Here is a 15864-nt window from a genome sequence, read left to right on the forward strand (position 1 = left end):
GTGGAGGGTGGTGGCTGTGCCGCGGCGGAAGAGTTGGGCGGGGCGGCCGCCGTCTCGGGTTGTGGTGGTGCCGACGGGGTCTACGAAGCCGGGGGTTTTGGTGACTTTGCGGTGGAAGTTGCGGGGGTCTAGCGGGGTGCCCCAGACGGCTTCGTAGATGGTTCGGAGTTCGGAGATCGTGAATTCGGGGGGACAGAAGGCGGCGGCCAGGGGCGAGTACTCGAGTTTGGCTCGGGCTCGTTCGACGGCGTCGGTGAGGATCTGGTGGTGGTCGAACGCCAGGCGAGCCGGGTCAGCGAGCAGATCCCCAGCGGGGACCCAGCTGGCGGATTCGGCGTCGGTACCGGCCACCGGGGTCGGGAGGTCGGGGACGAGAGCCAGGTAGGCGACGCTGACCACGCGACCGCGGGGGTCACGGCGAGGGGCGCCGTACGTCGCTATCTGCTCGAGGTGGATGCGGTCCGTGGCTAAGCCCGTTTCCTCGGTGAGTTCGCGGCGGGCGGTCTCTTCCAGGTCCTCGTTCTCCCGGACGAAGCCGCCCGGGAGGGCCCAGCGACCCCGGTACGGCGCGATGCCGCGGCGGATCAGCAGCACCTGCAGGGCGCCGTCGCGGACGGTCAGGATGACCAGGTCGGTGGCGAGGCCCAGCGGCACGAAGTCCATGAACAACCACTCTAATCGTCACCTTGACGAGAAGTCACGTCACCCCTTATCGTCAAAGTGACGACAAAGGAGAGACATGGCAGACATCACGCGGTTCCGCTTCATCAGTCACCTGCGGGCCAACCCGACCACCCACGTGCGGCACCTGCGCAACGGGAAGGTCGCGCACGACGGCGCCGGGCAGGCGTTCTGGTTCCGGGCGCTGAACTCGTCGCTGAGCGAGATCCCGGTCGACGACCGCGAGCAGCCGCTGCTGTTCCACGGGCGGACGCAGGACTTCCAGGACGTGGCAGTCCAGGCGACCGTCACCTACCGCGTGGTCGACCCGGGGCTGGCCGCGACGCGGCTGGACTTCGGTATCGATCCCGACACCGGCATGTGGCGGTCCACGCCGCTCGAGCAGCTCGGCGGACTCCTGACCGAGCTCGCGCAGCAGACCGCGCTCGACCTGCTCGCCCGGATGAGCCTGACCGAGGCGCTGTCCGAGGGGATGACTCAACTGCGCCAGGCCTGCGGGATCGGCCTGCGTGAGGATCAGCGCCTGACCGGGCTCGGGATCGGCGTCGAGGATGTCCGGGTGGTCGCGGTCCGGGCCGAGCGGGATGTCGAGAAGGCGCTGCAGACGCCGACCCGGGAGATGGTCCAGCAGGCTGCGGACAAGGCGACGTACGAACGGCGCGCGATGGCCGTCGAGCGCGAGCGTTCGATCGCGGAGAACGAGCTGCAGAACCAGATCGAGCTCGCCCGTCGCGAGGAGCAGTTGGTCAACCAGCGTGGGCAGAACGAGCGCATGCGTGCCACCGAGGCTGCGGCCGCCGGGCAGATCGAGACGCAGGCGGCCGCGAGCCGGCAGCGTGCGCTGGCGGAGTCGGAGGCGGACGCCAAGCGGGTGATCGGCGCGGCCGAGGCTGCGGCGGAGAAGGCGATGCTCGAGGCGTACGCCGAGCTGGACCAGGGCACGATCCTGGCGCTGGCGATCAAGCAGGGCGCACTGCCGGAGATCGGCACGCTGAACCTCACCCCCGACCTACTCACCCCGCTGCTGACCAAGCTGACGGCCTGACATGCCGCTGCCACCACGGGCGGTGATCGTGCACCGGGCGACCGAACTCACCGAGCTGATCGCCCGGCACGGGACCCGGCAGCAGGCGGGTTTCTTCCTGGCCGGCCGCGGCCGGGACCTGGCCGAGCTGGACGTACGGCACCAGGCCCAGACCGATGCCCTGGCTACGGTTTCCGCGGCCATCCCACTGGACTGGCGCCGTACTGTTGCCGAGCGCAACGACCTCGACCGGTTCGTGTTCGGCCCGGAGGACGTGGTGATCGCGGTCGGCCAGGACGGGCTGGTGGCCAACGTCGCCAAGTACCTGGACAGCCAACCGGTCATCGGCATCAACCCGGAGCCGGCCCGCAACCCCGGCATCCTCGTCCCCCACGAACCAGCCGCGATCACTGGACTCCTCGCCCAACGGGAGATAACAGAGCGGGAGATCGCCGAGCGCACGATGGTCGCCGCGACCACCGACGACGGGCAACAGTTGATCGCCCTCAACGAGGTGTACGTCGGTCATCGCACGCACCAGTCCGCGCGGTACTGGCTGGGTTCGGAGCGGCAGTCGTCGTCCGGGATCCTGGTCGGTACCGGAACCGGCTCGTCCGGCTGGTGCCGATCGGCCTGGCAGGAACGCCGCAGCCCACTCACGCTCCCCGGACCTCTCGACCCGGCGCTGTGCTGGTTCGTCCGAGAGGCCTGGCCGTCACCAGCAACCGGCACCGACAACACCGAGGGCCTACTGAAGGCCCCCGACACCTTGACGATCACCGCCGAGTCCGACCTGGTCGTCTTCGGCGACGGCATGGAATCCGACACCCTCACCATCACCTGGGGCCAACGCCTCGACATCAGCGTCGCCCCCGTCAAACTGCATCTCGTGGTGTGACTATTCGCCGTTCAGGTTGCCGATTTCTGGGGTCCAGCGGAAGTTGATCGGGGCGGGGGCGCCGGCTGGGAGGGGTCCGACGGGCTTGATTGTTGTTGAGGTGCCGGTGGCGCGGCTGAGCTCGTAGAGGTGGCCGGTGTTGGTGTCTTTGTCGATGCCGACGAGCAGGGTGCCGGACGGGCCGCAGCGGTTGGCGAGGAGGGTCTCGAATCCTTGCCAGGTTGACGAGCGGACGGTCTTCACCGTCACCTTCATGGGCGAGGTGACCGGGATGTGCAGCGTGTAGAGGCCGCCGGCCTTGGTGGTCGCGAGGAAGGTGTCGTACGTCGCGGTCTGGGAAATCAGCGCGATCGACTTGATGCCCGGGAGGCCGGCGAACGTGCCGGTGGGCTCCCAGCTCTTCTTCAGGTCACGCCGCTCCAGCGTGCCGTCGGCGCGCAAGGCGTAGAAGGTCTGGCGGCTGACGCCGTTCTCGAGCGTTCCGTACTGCGACAGCTCGATCGCGGTGTACCCCGTAAAGGCCCCGTTGATCTCGTCGAGCGTGTAGGCGTCCAGCGTCCCGTCGGGCTTGGTCGAGTAGTCCAGCCGCATCAGCGCGCCACCGAGTACGACGTACCCGTACCGGATCGACGAGCCGTCCGGGGTGCCGACGCCCTGCGGGGTGTCGATGAAGGACGTGCTCATCGTGACTCGACCGGGACCGAAGAGGCCCGCGGTGTTCACCACAGCGGACGAGGTCGGTGGCGTGACGGTACGGAAGGTGTGGACCCCGGTGTCCGTCACGGCCCCCAGGTTGATCGAGCATCCTGCGGTCGGCGCCGCCTGCGCGCCGGTCGGGGCAGCGGCCAGCAGCAGTGCTGCCGTCCCCACGAGTGTCGCTGCCTGACGAAGCTTCATGGTGTTCCTCTCATCGCGTTCGGGCTGTGCTGAAGGCACCCCTCCGGCCTTCACACCTCTCGATACGGACGCCACCGCAATGGTTATGCCCTTGCGGGCAGCCGGGAGGGCCGAAGTATTACCCGTGACCTGTACGCCGGGTGGCTGACTGAGACGAGATGTCTACTGACAACGATGGTCATCTGTGCATAGGGTGCGGATACAACCACGGCCTGTTTCGAGGGCGGGCCGTCGTGCTTACCCACCGCCCAAAGGGGAGAGTCACGCATGCGCAGAACTCCGTTCCGGACCGGGACGATCCTGCTCGCTGCGGCCGCACTGATTCCGGCTGCGACACTGTCAGCGGCCGCCCGGCCGTCAACCGAGGCCGCGACGCCGCCGGCCAAGCCGTTCGTCCAGGGGACGCAGACGGTTGCGGCGTACGACTACGACAACGCGATCCACGAGCGGATCGCGGTCGACGTCCCGAAGACGGACAACGACGAGAACGGCGTCACCGACCAGATCACCGTGGACATCATCCGTCCGGGTGAGGCCGCGCAGGCCGGGGTCGACGTACCGGTCATCATCCAGGCGTCGCCGTACTACGCCGGTGATCCGGCCACCTACTTCGACGACAAGGGGATCCGGCAGGTGTACGGCACCTGGCTGGACAACTACTTCGTGCCTCGCGGGTACGCCGTCGCGTTCGTCGACATGCCGGGGACGAACCGGTCCACCGGCTGCACCGACGTCGGCGGGGACTTCGAGGTGCTCGGCACCAAGGCGGTCATCGACTGGCTGAACAACCGGGTTCCCGGCTACAACCCGGATGGCAGCAAGGCGAAGGCCGACTGGTCCACCGGCAAGGCCGGCATGATCGGTACGTCGTGGAACGGAACGATCGCGAACTCCGTGGCCAGCACCGGCGTCCGCGGCCTGGAGACGATCGTCCCGATCGCGGCGATCTCCAGCTGGTACGACTACACCCGCAGCTTCGGGGTGCCGTTCTACGACGAGTACATGGGATTCCTGTACGACTACGTCAGCAACGACAAGACACCGCGTTGTGTCGCGCTGACCGACGAGATCGAGCAGGACTCCGACACCCGGACCGGCAGCTACAGCAAGTTCTGGGACCCGCGGAACTACAACCTGGACGCGAGCAAGGTGCGCGCCTCCGTCTTCGCGATCCACGGTCTGGACGACGAGAACGTGAAGACCCGGCACTACGGCGAGTGGTGGGACGCGATCGCCAAGCGCAACGTGCCGCGGAAGATCTTCCTGCACCAGGGTGTGCACCTGGACGGCTTCAGCTTCCGGGACGCCTACGTGAACCAGTTGCACCCGTGGTTCGACTACTGGCTGCAGGGCCTGAAGAACGACGTGATGAAGCAGCCGCAGGCCACCATCATGCGTGAGGACGGCAGCTACACGACCGAGGCCAAGTGGCCGGCGGCCGGTGTCAAGCAGACCAAGCTGAACCTCGGCAAGGCGGCCGGCGCCAAGGCCGGCGGGCTGTCGATCGCGGCCGCCACCGGCGACCCGATCAGCTTCACCGGGACGGCCGACGAGTCCACGGACGCCGTCGTACTGGACCCGACCACGCCGAAGCCCGACCGTGCCGTGTTCCTCAGCGACACGCTGGACAAGGCGGTCCGGATCAGCGGCACCGGCAAGGTGACCGTCCGGGTGAAGTCGAACCGGCCCGCGGCCGGCATCAAGGCGCGGATCGTCGACTACGGTACGGCGACCCGGTTCAGGAACGTCACGAACGTGCCGAACACCCGCGTCTGCTGGGGTGACGGCAACACGCTCGACACCGGTTGCTACGCCCAGACCCAGGTGAACACCGCGGTCTCGGACGCGGCCGTCGTCGTCCGGACACTCGCCGACGTCGGGCACTACAAGTCGCTGAATCGCAAGGAATCGCTGAAGTCGGGCAAGTGGTACGACCTGACGTTCGAGCTGAACGCCGACGACGTCGTCTTCGGCGCCGGTCACCGTCTCGGCCTCGTCCTGACGGTCGAGCCGGACAACCCCTCGATCCCGTTCACGGGTGCCACCCTCACCCTGGACCCGACCCGCTCGTACCTGACCCTCCCGCTCACCGGCTACACCCAGTCGCTGGCGACCCCGGGAGCCCCGCAGGCGCGCGTCCAGGCCAGTGACCTGGCCCAGCCCGAGCCGGAGAAGGACCCGGTCAAGCTGATGGAGCAGATGGTGGAAGCTTCCCGCTGACACTGATGAGGCCCCGGCTTTCGAGCCGGGGCCTCATTTTTACAGCTCCGAGTAAGCCTTCACGAGGGCTTCGGAGTCTTGTTCCCAGTTGAGTTCGTCGGCGGCTTCGCGGATGCCGGCGGTGTAGACGGGGTAGTTCTCGATGAGCCCTTGTACGGCGGCCGCCAGCGAACCGGGATCGCCGGGTGTGTAGAGCGTGCCGAGTTGGTGTGCCGTCACCACGGCCCGCAGTTCGGGGAGGTCGGCGGCGACGACCGGTACGCCGGCTCGGACGGCGTGGAAGAGTTTGTTGGGCAGCGCCAGGCGGTGGTTCTCGCAGGTGTTGGTCAGCGTGACCAGCGAGATCCCGTACGAGCGCAGGGTGTCGTCGACCTCGTCGATGGAGCGCTCGGCCACGACCTCGACCGGGCCCAGATCCAAGCGGTAGTTGGGATCCACCGACCCCATCAACACGGTCCGGAACGGCGCCAGCTGCTTAGCTGCACCGACCACTGTCGGAAGGTCGCGGCCCGCGCCGACGCGACCGGCGTACAGGAGTCCCTCGGGGCGCTCGAGGGGCGGCGGGACGAAGTCGGCCTTCGGGAACGTGTTCCGGATGACGCGGACGTCCTTCAGCCCGCGGTCGCGCAGCCGCACCGCGATGCCGTCGGAAACCGTGAAGACGAGGCGCGCCTTCGCGGCCAGCTCGCCTTCGAACTTGCGGCCACGCGCGCGCCAGAGCGGCGTCGGCCGACCCGGCAGCGCCCGGTCGAACCACAGCTCGTGGCTGTCGTAGACCAGCACGGCCTGCCAGCTTTCGGCGTACTCGGCGGCAAGCTCCAGCGTGTTGAAGTCATGAGCGTGTACGACGTCGAACGGGCCGGCCTCGGCTACCCGTGGTGCCGCTGCGAGTCGCCACTGCTTCTCGGTACGCAGCCGGTGCTCGGGGAGCAGCAGCCAGCGGCCGAAACGCTTGGCCAGCACCTTCGGCCCACGCCGCCCGTGCCCGACCGCGAGCCCGCCACCACCGGCACGTAGCCCGGAGGACCGCGACACCGACTCGACCGTGATCCCGGGGCCGATCTCGAAGCCCTCGGGAACGTCCCGCCCGATGATGTGAATCGTGTGCCCAGCATCCGCCAGCGCGGTTGCCTCGCGAAGGATTCGCGAGTCCCCGGCGATCGGAGACTGCGCAATCATCAATACCCGCATGTCAGCCACCGAGGAAAGGTAGCAGCGCTGCGACCGCACTGCGGCCATCATGCAGGTCACGAACGTACTCCGGTCCGCGATCGGCCAGCTTCCGCGACGTCTCCCGCTCACTCACCAAACGCTCGATCACCGCACCAAGGTCCCCCGGAGTGGCCTCGGCAATCGGCAGCTCGGACGGCAGCTGCGCCCGCACCCGGTCCGCGACGTGCCCCACGGTGACCCGCCCGGCCGCCATCGCCTCACACGCCAGTACGCCGTACGAGCCGAGCGTCAGCTGGTCGACCACCAGGTCGGCGTCCTTCACCAGCGCGGACAACTCGGCATGCCGCACGCCCTCGACCCGCTGGTACTTGATCAGCCCGCGGGCCTCCAGCTCGGTCAGCACGGGATCGACGTACGCGGAACCCTTCAGAGCGCTGCTGGACGGCGCATGCAGCACCACCGGCACCTCACGCTCCAGCACTGGCCGGTCCGACGCCAGTGCATCCACGTCGACCGTCAGAGGCAACCAGGTGCTGTTGTCGACGAACTCCAGCAGGTCCGGCGTCGTGACGAACACAGGACCCTCGTACGTCGCCAGGTGCCGCCGCAGCACGTCGTTCGCGGCCTGCAGTCGCTTGGTGAAGTCGTCATCGGGGTTCTGGAACGGCGAGTGCTCGAAAAGCTCACGATGCTTGGCCGGATCGCGAATCTCCGAGCCATGGAAGATCAGGCCGTGTTTGATGCCGGCCTTGTCCAGCGTCGGCACGTCAGAAGTCCACAGCTGCCCGGGGAGCTGACCGAACAGCGGCCGCCCGCCTTCGAACAGCACATGACTGACCTGTGCCAACACGTACGCCGTCAGGTCGAATTGCCAGCGCAGATCCGACTTGTACTGCGCTTCCGTCGCAGTGCGGTGCGCAGCGAACTCATATCGAGCACCAGTGGTGTTGAGCGCCTCCGCAGCGAGCCCCGGCACCGCCTGCTCGAGTGCATTCGCCCACAGCCACGCCTGACCGGCACTGTTCACCGGCCCGATCAGCAAGCGCCTGTCATGCGTGCGGACGCGAGCGGGTGCCCTCTTCACATCAGCGTCTTGGGAGACCTTCAGTGTGCGCTTCTGCAGCTTCGCGCGGTCGGCGGCACGGGTGGCTACGGCCAGCATCGCCGGGTCCTGTGCGTACAAGACATCCGGCTGCAGACGGTCGATCAGCCCACCGAAGGTGAGTTCCAGCTGCTGTGCCTGGGAGGCACGCGGCCGTCCATCAAACTTCAGCACCTTCAACCAGACGCGTCGGAGCAACTGCCTGCCACGGCCGACGCGGCCGTGGGCCACATCTGCCTTGAACTCCATCAGTGCGACCTTGTGCCGGTCTCCGGCCTGCGGTTCGCGCAGCGGGACATGCACGACCAGGGCGCCGTCGACGAACTCCTTCGACGACTCCCTGGTGGCCGAAGGCCGGAGCACAGTCACCTGTGCACCGGCCTCGGAACGTACTACTGCCCAAAGGTCGGGCTGGGTCACTGCCGGACGGACCTTCCGATCACGATCCGCCGCACGCCGGCCCACTTGGCGGCGTCGGTCTTGTCGCGACCGTCCACCAGCACGGTGATCCCGGGCAGGTCGGCAGGCGACAGCTCGGCGTACTCGGCGTGGTCGGCCTGCAGCACCGCCGCGTCCACCGGCGTGCCCAGCGCGTACGGCGTGAAGCCGAGCTTGGTCAGCTCCTCGTCGGTGTACATCGGGTCGTGCACGAAGACCTCGGCGCCGCGGCCCTTGAGCGCGTCGACGGCCGGGAAGACGCCGGAGAACGCGGTCTCCTTGACGCCACCGCGGTACGACGCACCGAGGACGACCACCTTGGCGCCCTTGAGCTCGCCGTACGCGCCCTCGAGCAGGCCGATGGTGTAGTCCGGCATGCCGGCGTTCGCCTCACGGGCGGCGCGGACGACGGTCGCCTCCGGGTCGGTCCACAGGTAGAGCCGCGGGTAGACCGGGATGCAGTGGCCGCCGACGGCGATGCCGGGACGGTGGATGTGGCTGTAGGGCTGCGAGTTCGACGCGTCGATGACCTGGGTGACGTCGATGCCGTTCTGGCCGGCGAACCGGGCGAACTGGTTCGCGAGGCCGATGTTGACGTCACGGTAGGTGGTCTCGGCCAGCTTCGCCAGCTCGGCGGCCTCAGCGGAACCGAGGTCCCAGACGCCGTTGCCACGCTCGAGATCCGGACGCTCGTCGAAGTCCAGGACGGCCTCGTAGAACTCGGTGGCGCGCTTCGCACCCTCGTCGGACAGACCGCCGACCAGCTTCGGGTACTTCCGCAGGTCCGCGAAGACGCGGCCGGTGAGGACGCGCTCCGGGGAGAACACCAGGTGGAAGTCGGTGCCCTCGGTCAGGCCGGAGATCTCCTCCAGCATCGGCTTCCACCGGCTCCGGGTGGTACCGACCGGCAGCGTGGTCTCGTAGGAGACCAGGGTGCCCGGGGTGAGGTGCTGAGCCAGCGAACGGGTCGCGTTCTCCATCCAGCCGAACTCCGGCTCACCGGTCTTCTCGTCCACGAACAGCGGCACCACGATCACGACGGCGTCGCTGTTCGGGATCGCGTCCGCGTAGTCGGTGGTCGCCCGCAGGCGGCCGTCGGCCACGGTCTCGGCGAGCAGCTCCTGCAGGTGGTCCTCACCCGGGAACGGCTCCTGGCCGGCGTTCACCAGCTCGACGAACTTCTCGTTGATGTCGACACCGACGACCTGGTGGCCCTTCGAAGCGAACTGGACCGCCAACGGCAGACCGATCTTGCCCAAGGCAATTACACTGACGCGCACACTGACTCCACTAGATAGTGATTCTTCAACGGGAGCCTCGTAGCTTGAGTTCCAGCGGGTGCTCGACGAACTTGTAGAGCAGCCACGAGGCAAGGATCGATACGGCGCCGACGCCGGCGTACCAGGTCAGGTTCAACCACGAAACAGGCTCGCTGCTTCCATGGAGTTCTCTGATCCCGTACAGCACGGTGGCATGCACCAGATAGAAGGAGAACGACCATCGGCCGAGGGCGACCAATGGTTTGCTCCGGAGAAGGGACCGGCCCCCGCGCAGGTCCCGGGCAGCGACGACCAGGATCAGGAAGCCGTAGAGGAGAGTGAGAATCTCCTTCTGCAGCAGGCTGATCTCGGTACCGAACGGCACCTTGCCGGGGTGCCGGAAGGTGTAGGTGAGTACGGCCAGACCGATGCCGATCGCCAGGTAGCCGGTCCAGGCGGGCAGCGGCGGAATCCAGCCGGAACGCAAGACGATCGCGATCGCGATACCGACCACGAACGCAACCGCATGCAGCAATGGCGGGGGCAGTGTCGGTAGATCGACCCAGTTGTACTGCGTCAGCCGGTAGCCGCCGGCGATGACGACGGCAGCCGCCGCGAGGACGAGCGCTCCGCCCAGCTTCAGCTTGGCCGTGGCCCGGTGCAGGAACGGGAAGAACGCGTAGAAGAACGCTTCGATCGACAACGTCCAGGACGCCGGATTGCCGCCGTACAGGATGGTGGGGTTGTTCGACCAGCCGTTCAGCAGGAACAGCGAGAGCACGATCGCGGTCATCGAGACCGGCTTGATCCAGAACAGGTTGTCCGGCGGATCGAACCGGTAGAACACGAACAGCGCCGGGATCAGCGCGACCACGTGGGCCGGGACGATCCGGGCGAACCGGCGGCGGTAGAACGTGCCGGCGGCCATACTCCCGACAACGCTGCCGGGCCGGGCCGACCAGGTCAGGACGAAACCCGAGAGCACGAAGAAGAACGTCACCCCGGACGTGCCGAGCTTCAGGAACTCGCGGATCGGCAGCGGGGCCAGATAGCCCATGTGATGGGTGAAGACGAAGAACGCCGCCCACCAGCGCAGACCGGTGAGCGACTCGACGCGGGGCCTGGAAACAGTGACTGCCGAGGCCGGGACCGCCGCCGGCCCAGAAACATCCTGGGCGGGCGGCTGCACCCGATCCTCGGCAGCCCATGTCATCGAACTACTCGGCGAGCGTGGCGACCACGCGACCGGCCGCGTGACCGTCGCCGTACGGCATCGGGCGCTCGCCCGTCGGCGCCGTCCGAGCAGCCAGCTCGGGCAGCTTGCTCACGTCGGAGGTCAGCACGTTCCAGCCGGACTCGACGGTCTCAACCCACTCCGTCTCGGGACGCAGCGTGGTGCACACGCGGCCGAGCAGGAAGGCCTCCTTCTGCAGTCCACCGGAGTCGGTGACCACACCGGCCGAGCCGATGACGGCCTGAACCATCTCCGGGTAGGCCAGCGGCTCGCGGACGTGCAGCGAACCGTCCGGACGCTCCAGCTTGATGCCGTGCTCCGCACACTTCGCGACCAGCCGCGGGTGCGCCAGCAGGACCACCGGGCGCCCGACGTTCGCCAGGCCCTCGACGATGCCAGCCAGGATCTCCGGGTCGTCGGTGTTGTCGGGGCGGTGGATCGTGGCGACCAGGTACTCACCCTGCTTGAACGGCAGGTCGAGCGGCTTGTCCTGTACGGCGTCGCGGACGCGGAAGCACACGTCCGTCATGACATCGCCGACCAGGCGCGACTTGTCCTTCAGACCCTCGTTGGCCAGGTGATCCATCGCCACCTGGGTCGGGGCCAGCAGGATGTCCGACGCGTGGTCGGTCAGCACGCGGTTGTGCTCCTCCGGCATCCGCCGGTTGAACGACCGCAGACCGGCCTCCAGGTGCGCCACCGGGAGGTGCATCTTCACGGCCGACAACGCGCCGGCGAGCGTCGAGTTCGTGTCGCCGTAGACGAGCACCCAGTCCGGCTTGTGCTCGTCCAGTACGGCGTCCATCGCGGCCAGCATCGCGCCGGTCTGCACGCCGTGGCTGCCGGACCCGATGCCCATGTGGACATCCGGAGCCGGGATCCGCAGGTCGGCGAAGAACACGTCGGACATGTTCTTGTCGTAGTGCTGACCGGTGTGGACGATCACGTGCTCGTGGTCGGTCGCGGCGAAAGCCTCCGCGATCGGCGCCAGCTTCACGAACTGGGGACGCGCCCCGACAACGCTCAGAACCTTCACGACGCGGCGACCTTGATGGTGCGGTCCTCGGCGGCCGACTGGATGACGGCCTCGGCCACAGCGACGGTCGTCAGACCCTGCTGCAGCGTGACGATGTCGGCTTCCTTGCCCAGTACGGCGTCCCGGAAGGCCTCGTGCTCGGTCCGCAGCGGCTCGGGCTTGCTGATCGCGTAGCGGATCATGTCGCCCTCGCTGACACCACGGAAGTGCGCGACGTCGTCCCACGCGGTGGCGACCGTGCCGTTGGCGTGGAAGGTCAGGTCGGCGGTCAGGGTGTCGGCGATGAAGGCGCCCTTCTCACCGGTGACGACGGTGAGCCGCTCCTTCATCGGGGACAGCCAGTTGACCAGGTGGCTGGTGACGGTGCCGTCGGCCAGCTTGCCGGTGATGGCGATCAGGTCCTCGTAGTCACGGCCGGACTTGTGCGCGCTCTGCGCGGACACCGTGACGAACGCGGACTGGGTCACCCACGCGGTCAGGTCGATGTCGTGCGTGGCCAGGTCCAGTACGACGCCGACGTCGGCGATGCGGGCCGGGAACGGGCCCTGCCGACGCGTGGTGATCTGGTAGATGTCGCCCAGCTCGCCGGCCTCGAGGCGGACCCGGAGCGCCTGCAGCGCCGGGTTGTACCGCTCGATGTGACCGACCGCGCCGACCAGGCCGGCGGTCTCGAACGCCTTGGCGATCTCGGTCGCCTCGGCCGACGAACCGGCCAGCGGCTTCTCGATCATCGCGTGCACGCCGGCCTCGGCCAGCGCCTTGGCGATCTCGGCGTGGTACTGGGTCGGGACCGCGACCATGCAGTAGTCGATGCCGGAGGCAATCAACTGCTCGATGGTGGAGTGCACCGGACGACCGCCGGCGACACCGAACTTGTCACCGCCCGGGTCCGCGACGGCGACCAGGTCGACGCCGTCCAGGGAAGCCAGCACGCGGGCGTGGTGACGGCCCATCATGCCGAGGCCGATCAGGCCAGCCTTCAGATTCGCCATCTCACGCACCAGCCTTCGCCACGGTGTTCACCGCGGCCACGATCCGGTTCAGGTCGTCCTCGGACAGCGAGGGGTGGACCGGCAGCGAGAGCACCTCGGCCGCGGCCTTCTCGGTCTCCGGCAGGTCCAGCTCACGCTGGAACGACGGGAGCCGGTGGTTCGGGATCGGGTAGTACACGCCGCAGCCGACGCCGTACTCGGTGCGCAGCGCGTTGGCGAAACCGTCACGGTCCTCGGTGACGCGGATCGTGTACTGGTGGTACACGTGGCTGGCCTCGTCGGCCACTGCCGGGACGCCGACACCGGCCAGGTTCGCGTCCAGGAAGGCCGCGTTCTCCTGCCGCTGCTTGGTCCAGCCGCCGACCTTGGTCAGCTGCACGCGACCGATGGCGGCGTGCAGGTCGGTCATCCGGTTGTTCAGGCCGACGACCTCGTTCTCGTACTGCTTGAGCATGCCCTGGTTGCGGAACAGCCGCATCCGGCGCTCGAGCTCTTCGTTGGCGACCGAGTTCATGCCGCCCTCACCCGACGTCATGTTCTTGGTCGGGTAGAGGCTGAACATCGCGAAGTCACCGAACGAGCCGACCGGGGCGCCGTTCCAGGTCGCGCCGTGCGCCTGGGCCGCGTCCTCGTAGATCGCGATGCCGTGCTTGTCGGCGATGGCCTGCAGCGCGGTCATGTTGGCCGGGTGCCCGAACAGGTGCACCGGCATGACGGCCTTGGTCTTCTCGGTGATCGCGGCCTCGACAGCGGCCGGGTCCAGGCAGAAGTACGTCGGCTCGATGTCGACGAAGATCGGGGTCGCCCCGGTCAGCGCGACGCTGTTGGCGGTCGCGGCGAAGGTGAAGGACGGGACGATGACCTCGTCACCCGGTCCGACCCCCGCGGCCAGCAGGCCCAGGTGCAGGCCCGAGGTGCCGGAGTTCGTCGCGACGCACGCCCGGCCGGAGACCAGCGCTGCGCCGAACTCCTGCTCGAACGCCGCCACCTCAGGACCCTGGGCGAGCATGCCGGACTGCATGACACGGTCGACAGCCTCGCGCTCCTCCTTCCCGATGATCGGCTTCGCGGCCGGAATCGGCTGCACCATCAGTTCTCCTCCTGTGTTTCGTCGGCCGGCCGCAGCCGCCCGTCGGTTTCGATGTAGATCTCGCCCGTGTTCGGGCATTTCCACTCGCCGTCCCCGACAGCGAGCAGCGGTACGCCGGCCTTGCCGACCCACTTGAGGTGGCGTGCCGGGACTCCGGCGACCAGCGAGAAGTCCGGAACGTCCTTGACCACCACGGCACCGGCGGCGACAGTCGCCCAGCGGCCCACGGTGACCGGCGCCACGCAGGTGCTGCGGGCACCGAGCGAGCAGCCTTCCTTCAGCGTCACGCCGACCGGCTCCCAGTCGTGCCCGGACTTCGGCGTACCGTCCGGGTTCACCGCGCGCGGGAAGTAGTCGTTGGTCAGCACCACGGCCGGGCCGATGAACACGCCGTCCTCGAGCGAGGCCGGCTCGTACACCAGGGCGTAGTTCTGGATCTTGCAGTTGTCGCCGATCTGGACCCCGGTCCCGACGTAGGCGCCGCGGCCGACGACGCAGTTCTTCCCCAGCACCGCGTTCTCGCGGACCTGGGCCAGGTGCCAGACCGACGATCCGTCGCCGATCTGGGCGCGCTCGTCGACGTCGGCCGACGGGGCGATGCGGGTGGTCACAGGGTCTCCTTAACAGTCAGCCACTGGCTGAGGACTTCGGCTGCGCGACGACCGTCGTGCAGCTCCGCCACGAACCCGGGCCCGGCGGCAGCCTGCGCGGCCGCGGTCCCGGGGTCAGCGACTAGATCGCTGACGACGTCACTCAGCGTGTCGTCGTCCGCCTCCACGATCGGTACCTCTCGCCCAGTCAGACTACGCACCCGCGAGCGCAGGTCCGAACCGACGTACGAGACGACGATCCGGCCCGCCGCGAGTGCCTCGGCCGCGGCGACGCCGTACAGGCCAATTCCCAGCTGGTCTACAACGATGTCAGCGGCGCCGATCACGCTCGGCATCTCCGCGTGCGGAACGTCGGCGATCCGCCGGTACTCGATCAGTCCACGCTCGTGCAGCCCGGTCAGCACCTCGTCGATCCGGGCCGTGCCCTTGAGCCTCGCGCTGGACGGGACGTGCACGACGACCGGGCGCTCGCCGGTGCTGTGTCGCTTTTGAAAGAGCGGGCGGGCTGCCTGGGCCCACGGCGCCGGGTCGATGACGACCGGTAGCCACTGGGCCTGCGGGACATCGATGAGCAGATCCGGGGTGGAGACGAAGACCGGTACGCCGAGGCTCTCGACCAGCTCGGCATGCTTGCGGGCCTGGATCTCGAGCTTGTCGGTGAGCTCGTCTTTTCGTGCGAAGGGTGAGAACCGCTCGCGGGCCGCATGCCGGCTGGGCAACCGGATGTCGGACCCGTGGAACAGCAGCGCGACGTTGACCCCGGCCTCTTGCAGTACGGCGATATCCGCGGCAGCGTCGGGGTGGCCGCCGTACCCGAGCACTGGGCGCAGGGACTCCACCAAGACGTGGGTGTAGCTGCTCAGAACGTGCTCGCGCTGGGCACGCACCCAGCGCGACTGGCTCCACCACGACTGCGGTACGCCGTAGTCGTCGGCGAAGCGGAAGGCCACCGGGCGGTGCAGTGCGAACGAGACGGCCTCGACCCCGGGCAGCGTCCGGGCCGCGCGGGCCCAGGCGTAACCCTGACCGGCGGAGTTGGTCGGTCCGACCAGCATCCGCACGGGGGCTGCACCTGCCGGTGGGAAGACCGGCAGTGTCGCGTACGAGTAGCGCAGACCACGCAGACGCGCCCGGACCGCCTTCGCGGTCCGGGCAACTGGCGCCGGCAGGCTGTCACGAATCGAACGCGACACCGTCATGGACATGACC

General features: G+C 68.2%; 14 protein-coding genes. 3 read left to right on the plus strand and 11 right to left on the minus strand.

Going from position 1 to position 15864, the window contains the following annotated elements:
• Window positions 1–663: NUDIX hydrolase (locus tag E1261_RS18435; RefSeq protein ID WP_132408114.1), on the minus strand; the 663-nt coding region annotated here is incomplete at its 3' end.
• A 76-nt stretch (window positions 664–739) separates the two neighbouring features.
• Here E1261_RS18435 and E1261_RS18440 point away from each other — a divergent pair.
• Together E1261_RS18440 and E1261_RS18445 are read left to right on the plus strand one after the other, a co-directional pair.
• Window positions 740–1726 (plus strand): SPFH domain-containing protein, encoded by a 987-nt coding sequence (locus E1261_RS18440; RefSeq protein WP_132408115.1) that lies wholly within the window; start codon window positions 740–742, stop codon window positions 1724–1726.
• A gap of 1 nt (window position 1727) precedes the next feature.
• A complete protein-coding gene (locus tag E1261_RS18445; RefSeq protein ID WP_132408116.1) occupies window positions 1728–2603 on the plus strand; it encodes a diacylglycerol kinase catalytic domain-containing protein in 876 nt (291 codons plus the stop codon).
• Here E1261_RS18445 and E1261_RS18450 read toward each other — a convergent pair whose 3' ends face one another.
• Window positions 2604–3500, minus strand: coding sequence for a hypothetical protein (locus tag E1261_RS18450; RefSeq protein ID WP_132408117.1), 897 nt, complete (start codon window positions 3498–3500; stop codon window positions 2604–2606). It lies immediately after the preceding gene.
• 267 nt (window positions 3501–3767) lie between these two features.
• Here E1261_RS18450 and E1261_RS18455 point away from each other — a divergent pair, with 267 nt between their 5' ends.
• Window positions 3768–5720: a CocE/NonD family hydrolase gene (locus E1261_RS18455; RefSeq protein WP_132408118.1), complete on the plus strand. Its 1953-nt coding sequence runs from the start codon at window positions 3768–3770 to the stop codon at window positions 5718–5720.
• 39 nt (window positions 5721–5759) lie between these two features.
• Here the strand turns inward: E1261_RS18455 and E1261_RS18460 are convergent, their stop codons facing one another.
• Genes E1261_RS18460 through E1261_RS18500 form a run of 9 tightly spaced genes read right to left on the minus strand, consistent with a single transcriptional unit; the run spans window position 5760 to window position 15854 of the window.
• Window positions 5760–6911 carry a glycosyltransferase gene (locus E1261_RS18460; protein ID WP_238176295.1) on the minus strand — a complete coding sequence of 384 codons (1152 nt, stop codon included), beginning with the start codon at window positions 6909–6911 and terminating at the stop codon, window positions 5760–5762.
• A 1-nt stretch (window position 6912) separates the two neighbouring features.
• Window positions 6913–8364 carry a glycosyltransferase gene (locus tag E1261_RS18465; RefSeq protein WP_132408120.1) on the minus strand — a complete coding sequence of 484 codons (1452 nt, stop codon included), beginning with the start codon at window positions 8362–8364 and terminating at the stop codon, window positions 6913–6915.
• A gap of 47 nt (window positions 8365–8411) precedes the next feature.
• Window positions 8412–9713 carry a nucleotide sugar dehydrogenase gene (locus E1261_RS18470; RefSeq protein ID WP_132408121.1) on the minus strand — a complete coding sequence of 434 codons (1302 nt, stop codon included), beginning with the start codon at window positions 9711–9713 and terminating at the stop codon, window positions 8412–8414.
• Between the two features lie 25 nt (window positions 9714–9738).
• Window positions 9739–10905: an acyltransferase family protein gene (locus E1261_RS18475; RefSeq protein ID WP_132408122.1), complete on the minus strand. Its 1167-nt coding sequence runs from the start codon at window positions 10903–10905 to the stop codon at window positions 9739–9741.
• 4 nt (window positions 10906–10909) lie between these two features.
• The gene (gene wecB / locus E1261_RS18480) at window positions 10910–11962 is read right to left on the minus strand and encodes a non-hydrolyzing UDP-N-acetylglucosamine 2-epimerase (RefSeq protein WP_132408123.1); all 1053 of its coding nucleotides are present in this window, start codon (window positions 11960–11962) and stop codon (window positions 10910–10912) included.
• Entirely contained in the window at window positions 11959–12954 is a 996-nt protein-coding gene (locus E1261_RS18485) for a Gfo/Idh/MocA family protein (protein WP_132408124.1), read from the minus strand. Before E1261_RS18485 ends, wecB begins: the two co-directional genes overlap by 4 nt.
• 1 nt (window position 12955) lies before the next feature.
• On the minus strand, window positions 12956–14047 hold the full coding sequence (locus E1261_RS18490; protein WP_132408137.1) for a DegT/DnrJ/EryC1/StrS family aminotransferase: 1092 nt from the start codon (window positions 14045–14047) through the stop codon (window positions 12956–12958).
• Window positions 14044–14655 carry an N-acetyltransferase gene (locus E1261_RS18495; protein ID WP_132408125.1) on the minus strand — a complete coding sequence of 204 codons (612 nt, stop codon included), beginning with the start codon at window positions 14653–14655 and terminating at the stop codon, window positions 14044–14046. Before E1261_RS18495 ends, E1261_RS18490 begins: the two co-directional genes overlap by 4 nt.
• A complete protein-coding gene (locus tag E1261_RS18500) occupies window positions 14652–15854 on the minus strand; it encodes a hypothetical protein (protein WP_132408126.1) in 1203 nt (400 codons plus the stop codon). The genes E1261_RS18495 and E1261_RS18500 overlap by 4 nt, the downstream gene beginning before the upstream one ends.
• Between the last annotated feature and the right edge of the window lie 10 nt (window positions 15855–15864).

The organism is Kribbella albertanoniae (genome assembly GCF_004348455.1).
GTDB classification, from domain to species: Bacteria; Actinomycetota; Actinomycetes; order Propionibacteriales; family Kribbellaceae; genus Kribbella; species Kribbella albertanoniae.

Coding starts and splice junctions, on each gene's coding strand:
- E1261_RS18440 (WP_132408115.1), top strand. CDS start 740: ATGGCAGACATCACGCGGTTCCGCTTCATCAGTCACCTGCGGGCCAAC.
- E1261_RS18445 (WP_132408116.1), top strand. CDS start 1,728: ATGCCGCTGCCACCACGGGCGGTGATCGTGCACCGGGCGACCGAACTC.
- E1261_RS18450 (WP_132408117.1), bottom strand. CDS start 3,500: ATGAAGCTTCGTCAGGCAGCGACACTCGTGGGGACGGCAGCACTGCTG.
- E1261_RS18455 (WP_132408118.1), top strand. CDS start 3,768: ATGCGCAGAACTCCGTTCCGGACCGGGACGATCCTGCTCGCTGCGGCC.
- E1261_RS18460 (WP_238176295.1), bottom strand. CDS start 6,911: ATGCGGGTATTGATGATTGCGCAGTCTCCGATCGCCGGGGACTCGCGA.
- E1261_RS18475 (WP_132408122.1), bottom strand. CDS start 10,905: ATGACATGGGCTGCCGAGGATCGGGTGCAGCCGCCCGCCCAGGATGTT.
- E1261_RS18485 (WP_132408124.1), bottom strand. CDS start 12,954: ATGGCGAATCTGAAGGCTGGCCTGATCGGCCTCGGCATGATGGGCCGT.
- E1261_RS18500 (WP_132408126.1), bottom strand. CDS start 15,854: ATGACGGTGTCGCGTTCGATTCGTGACAGCCTGCCGGCGCCAGTTGCC.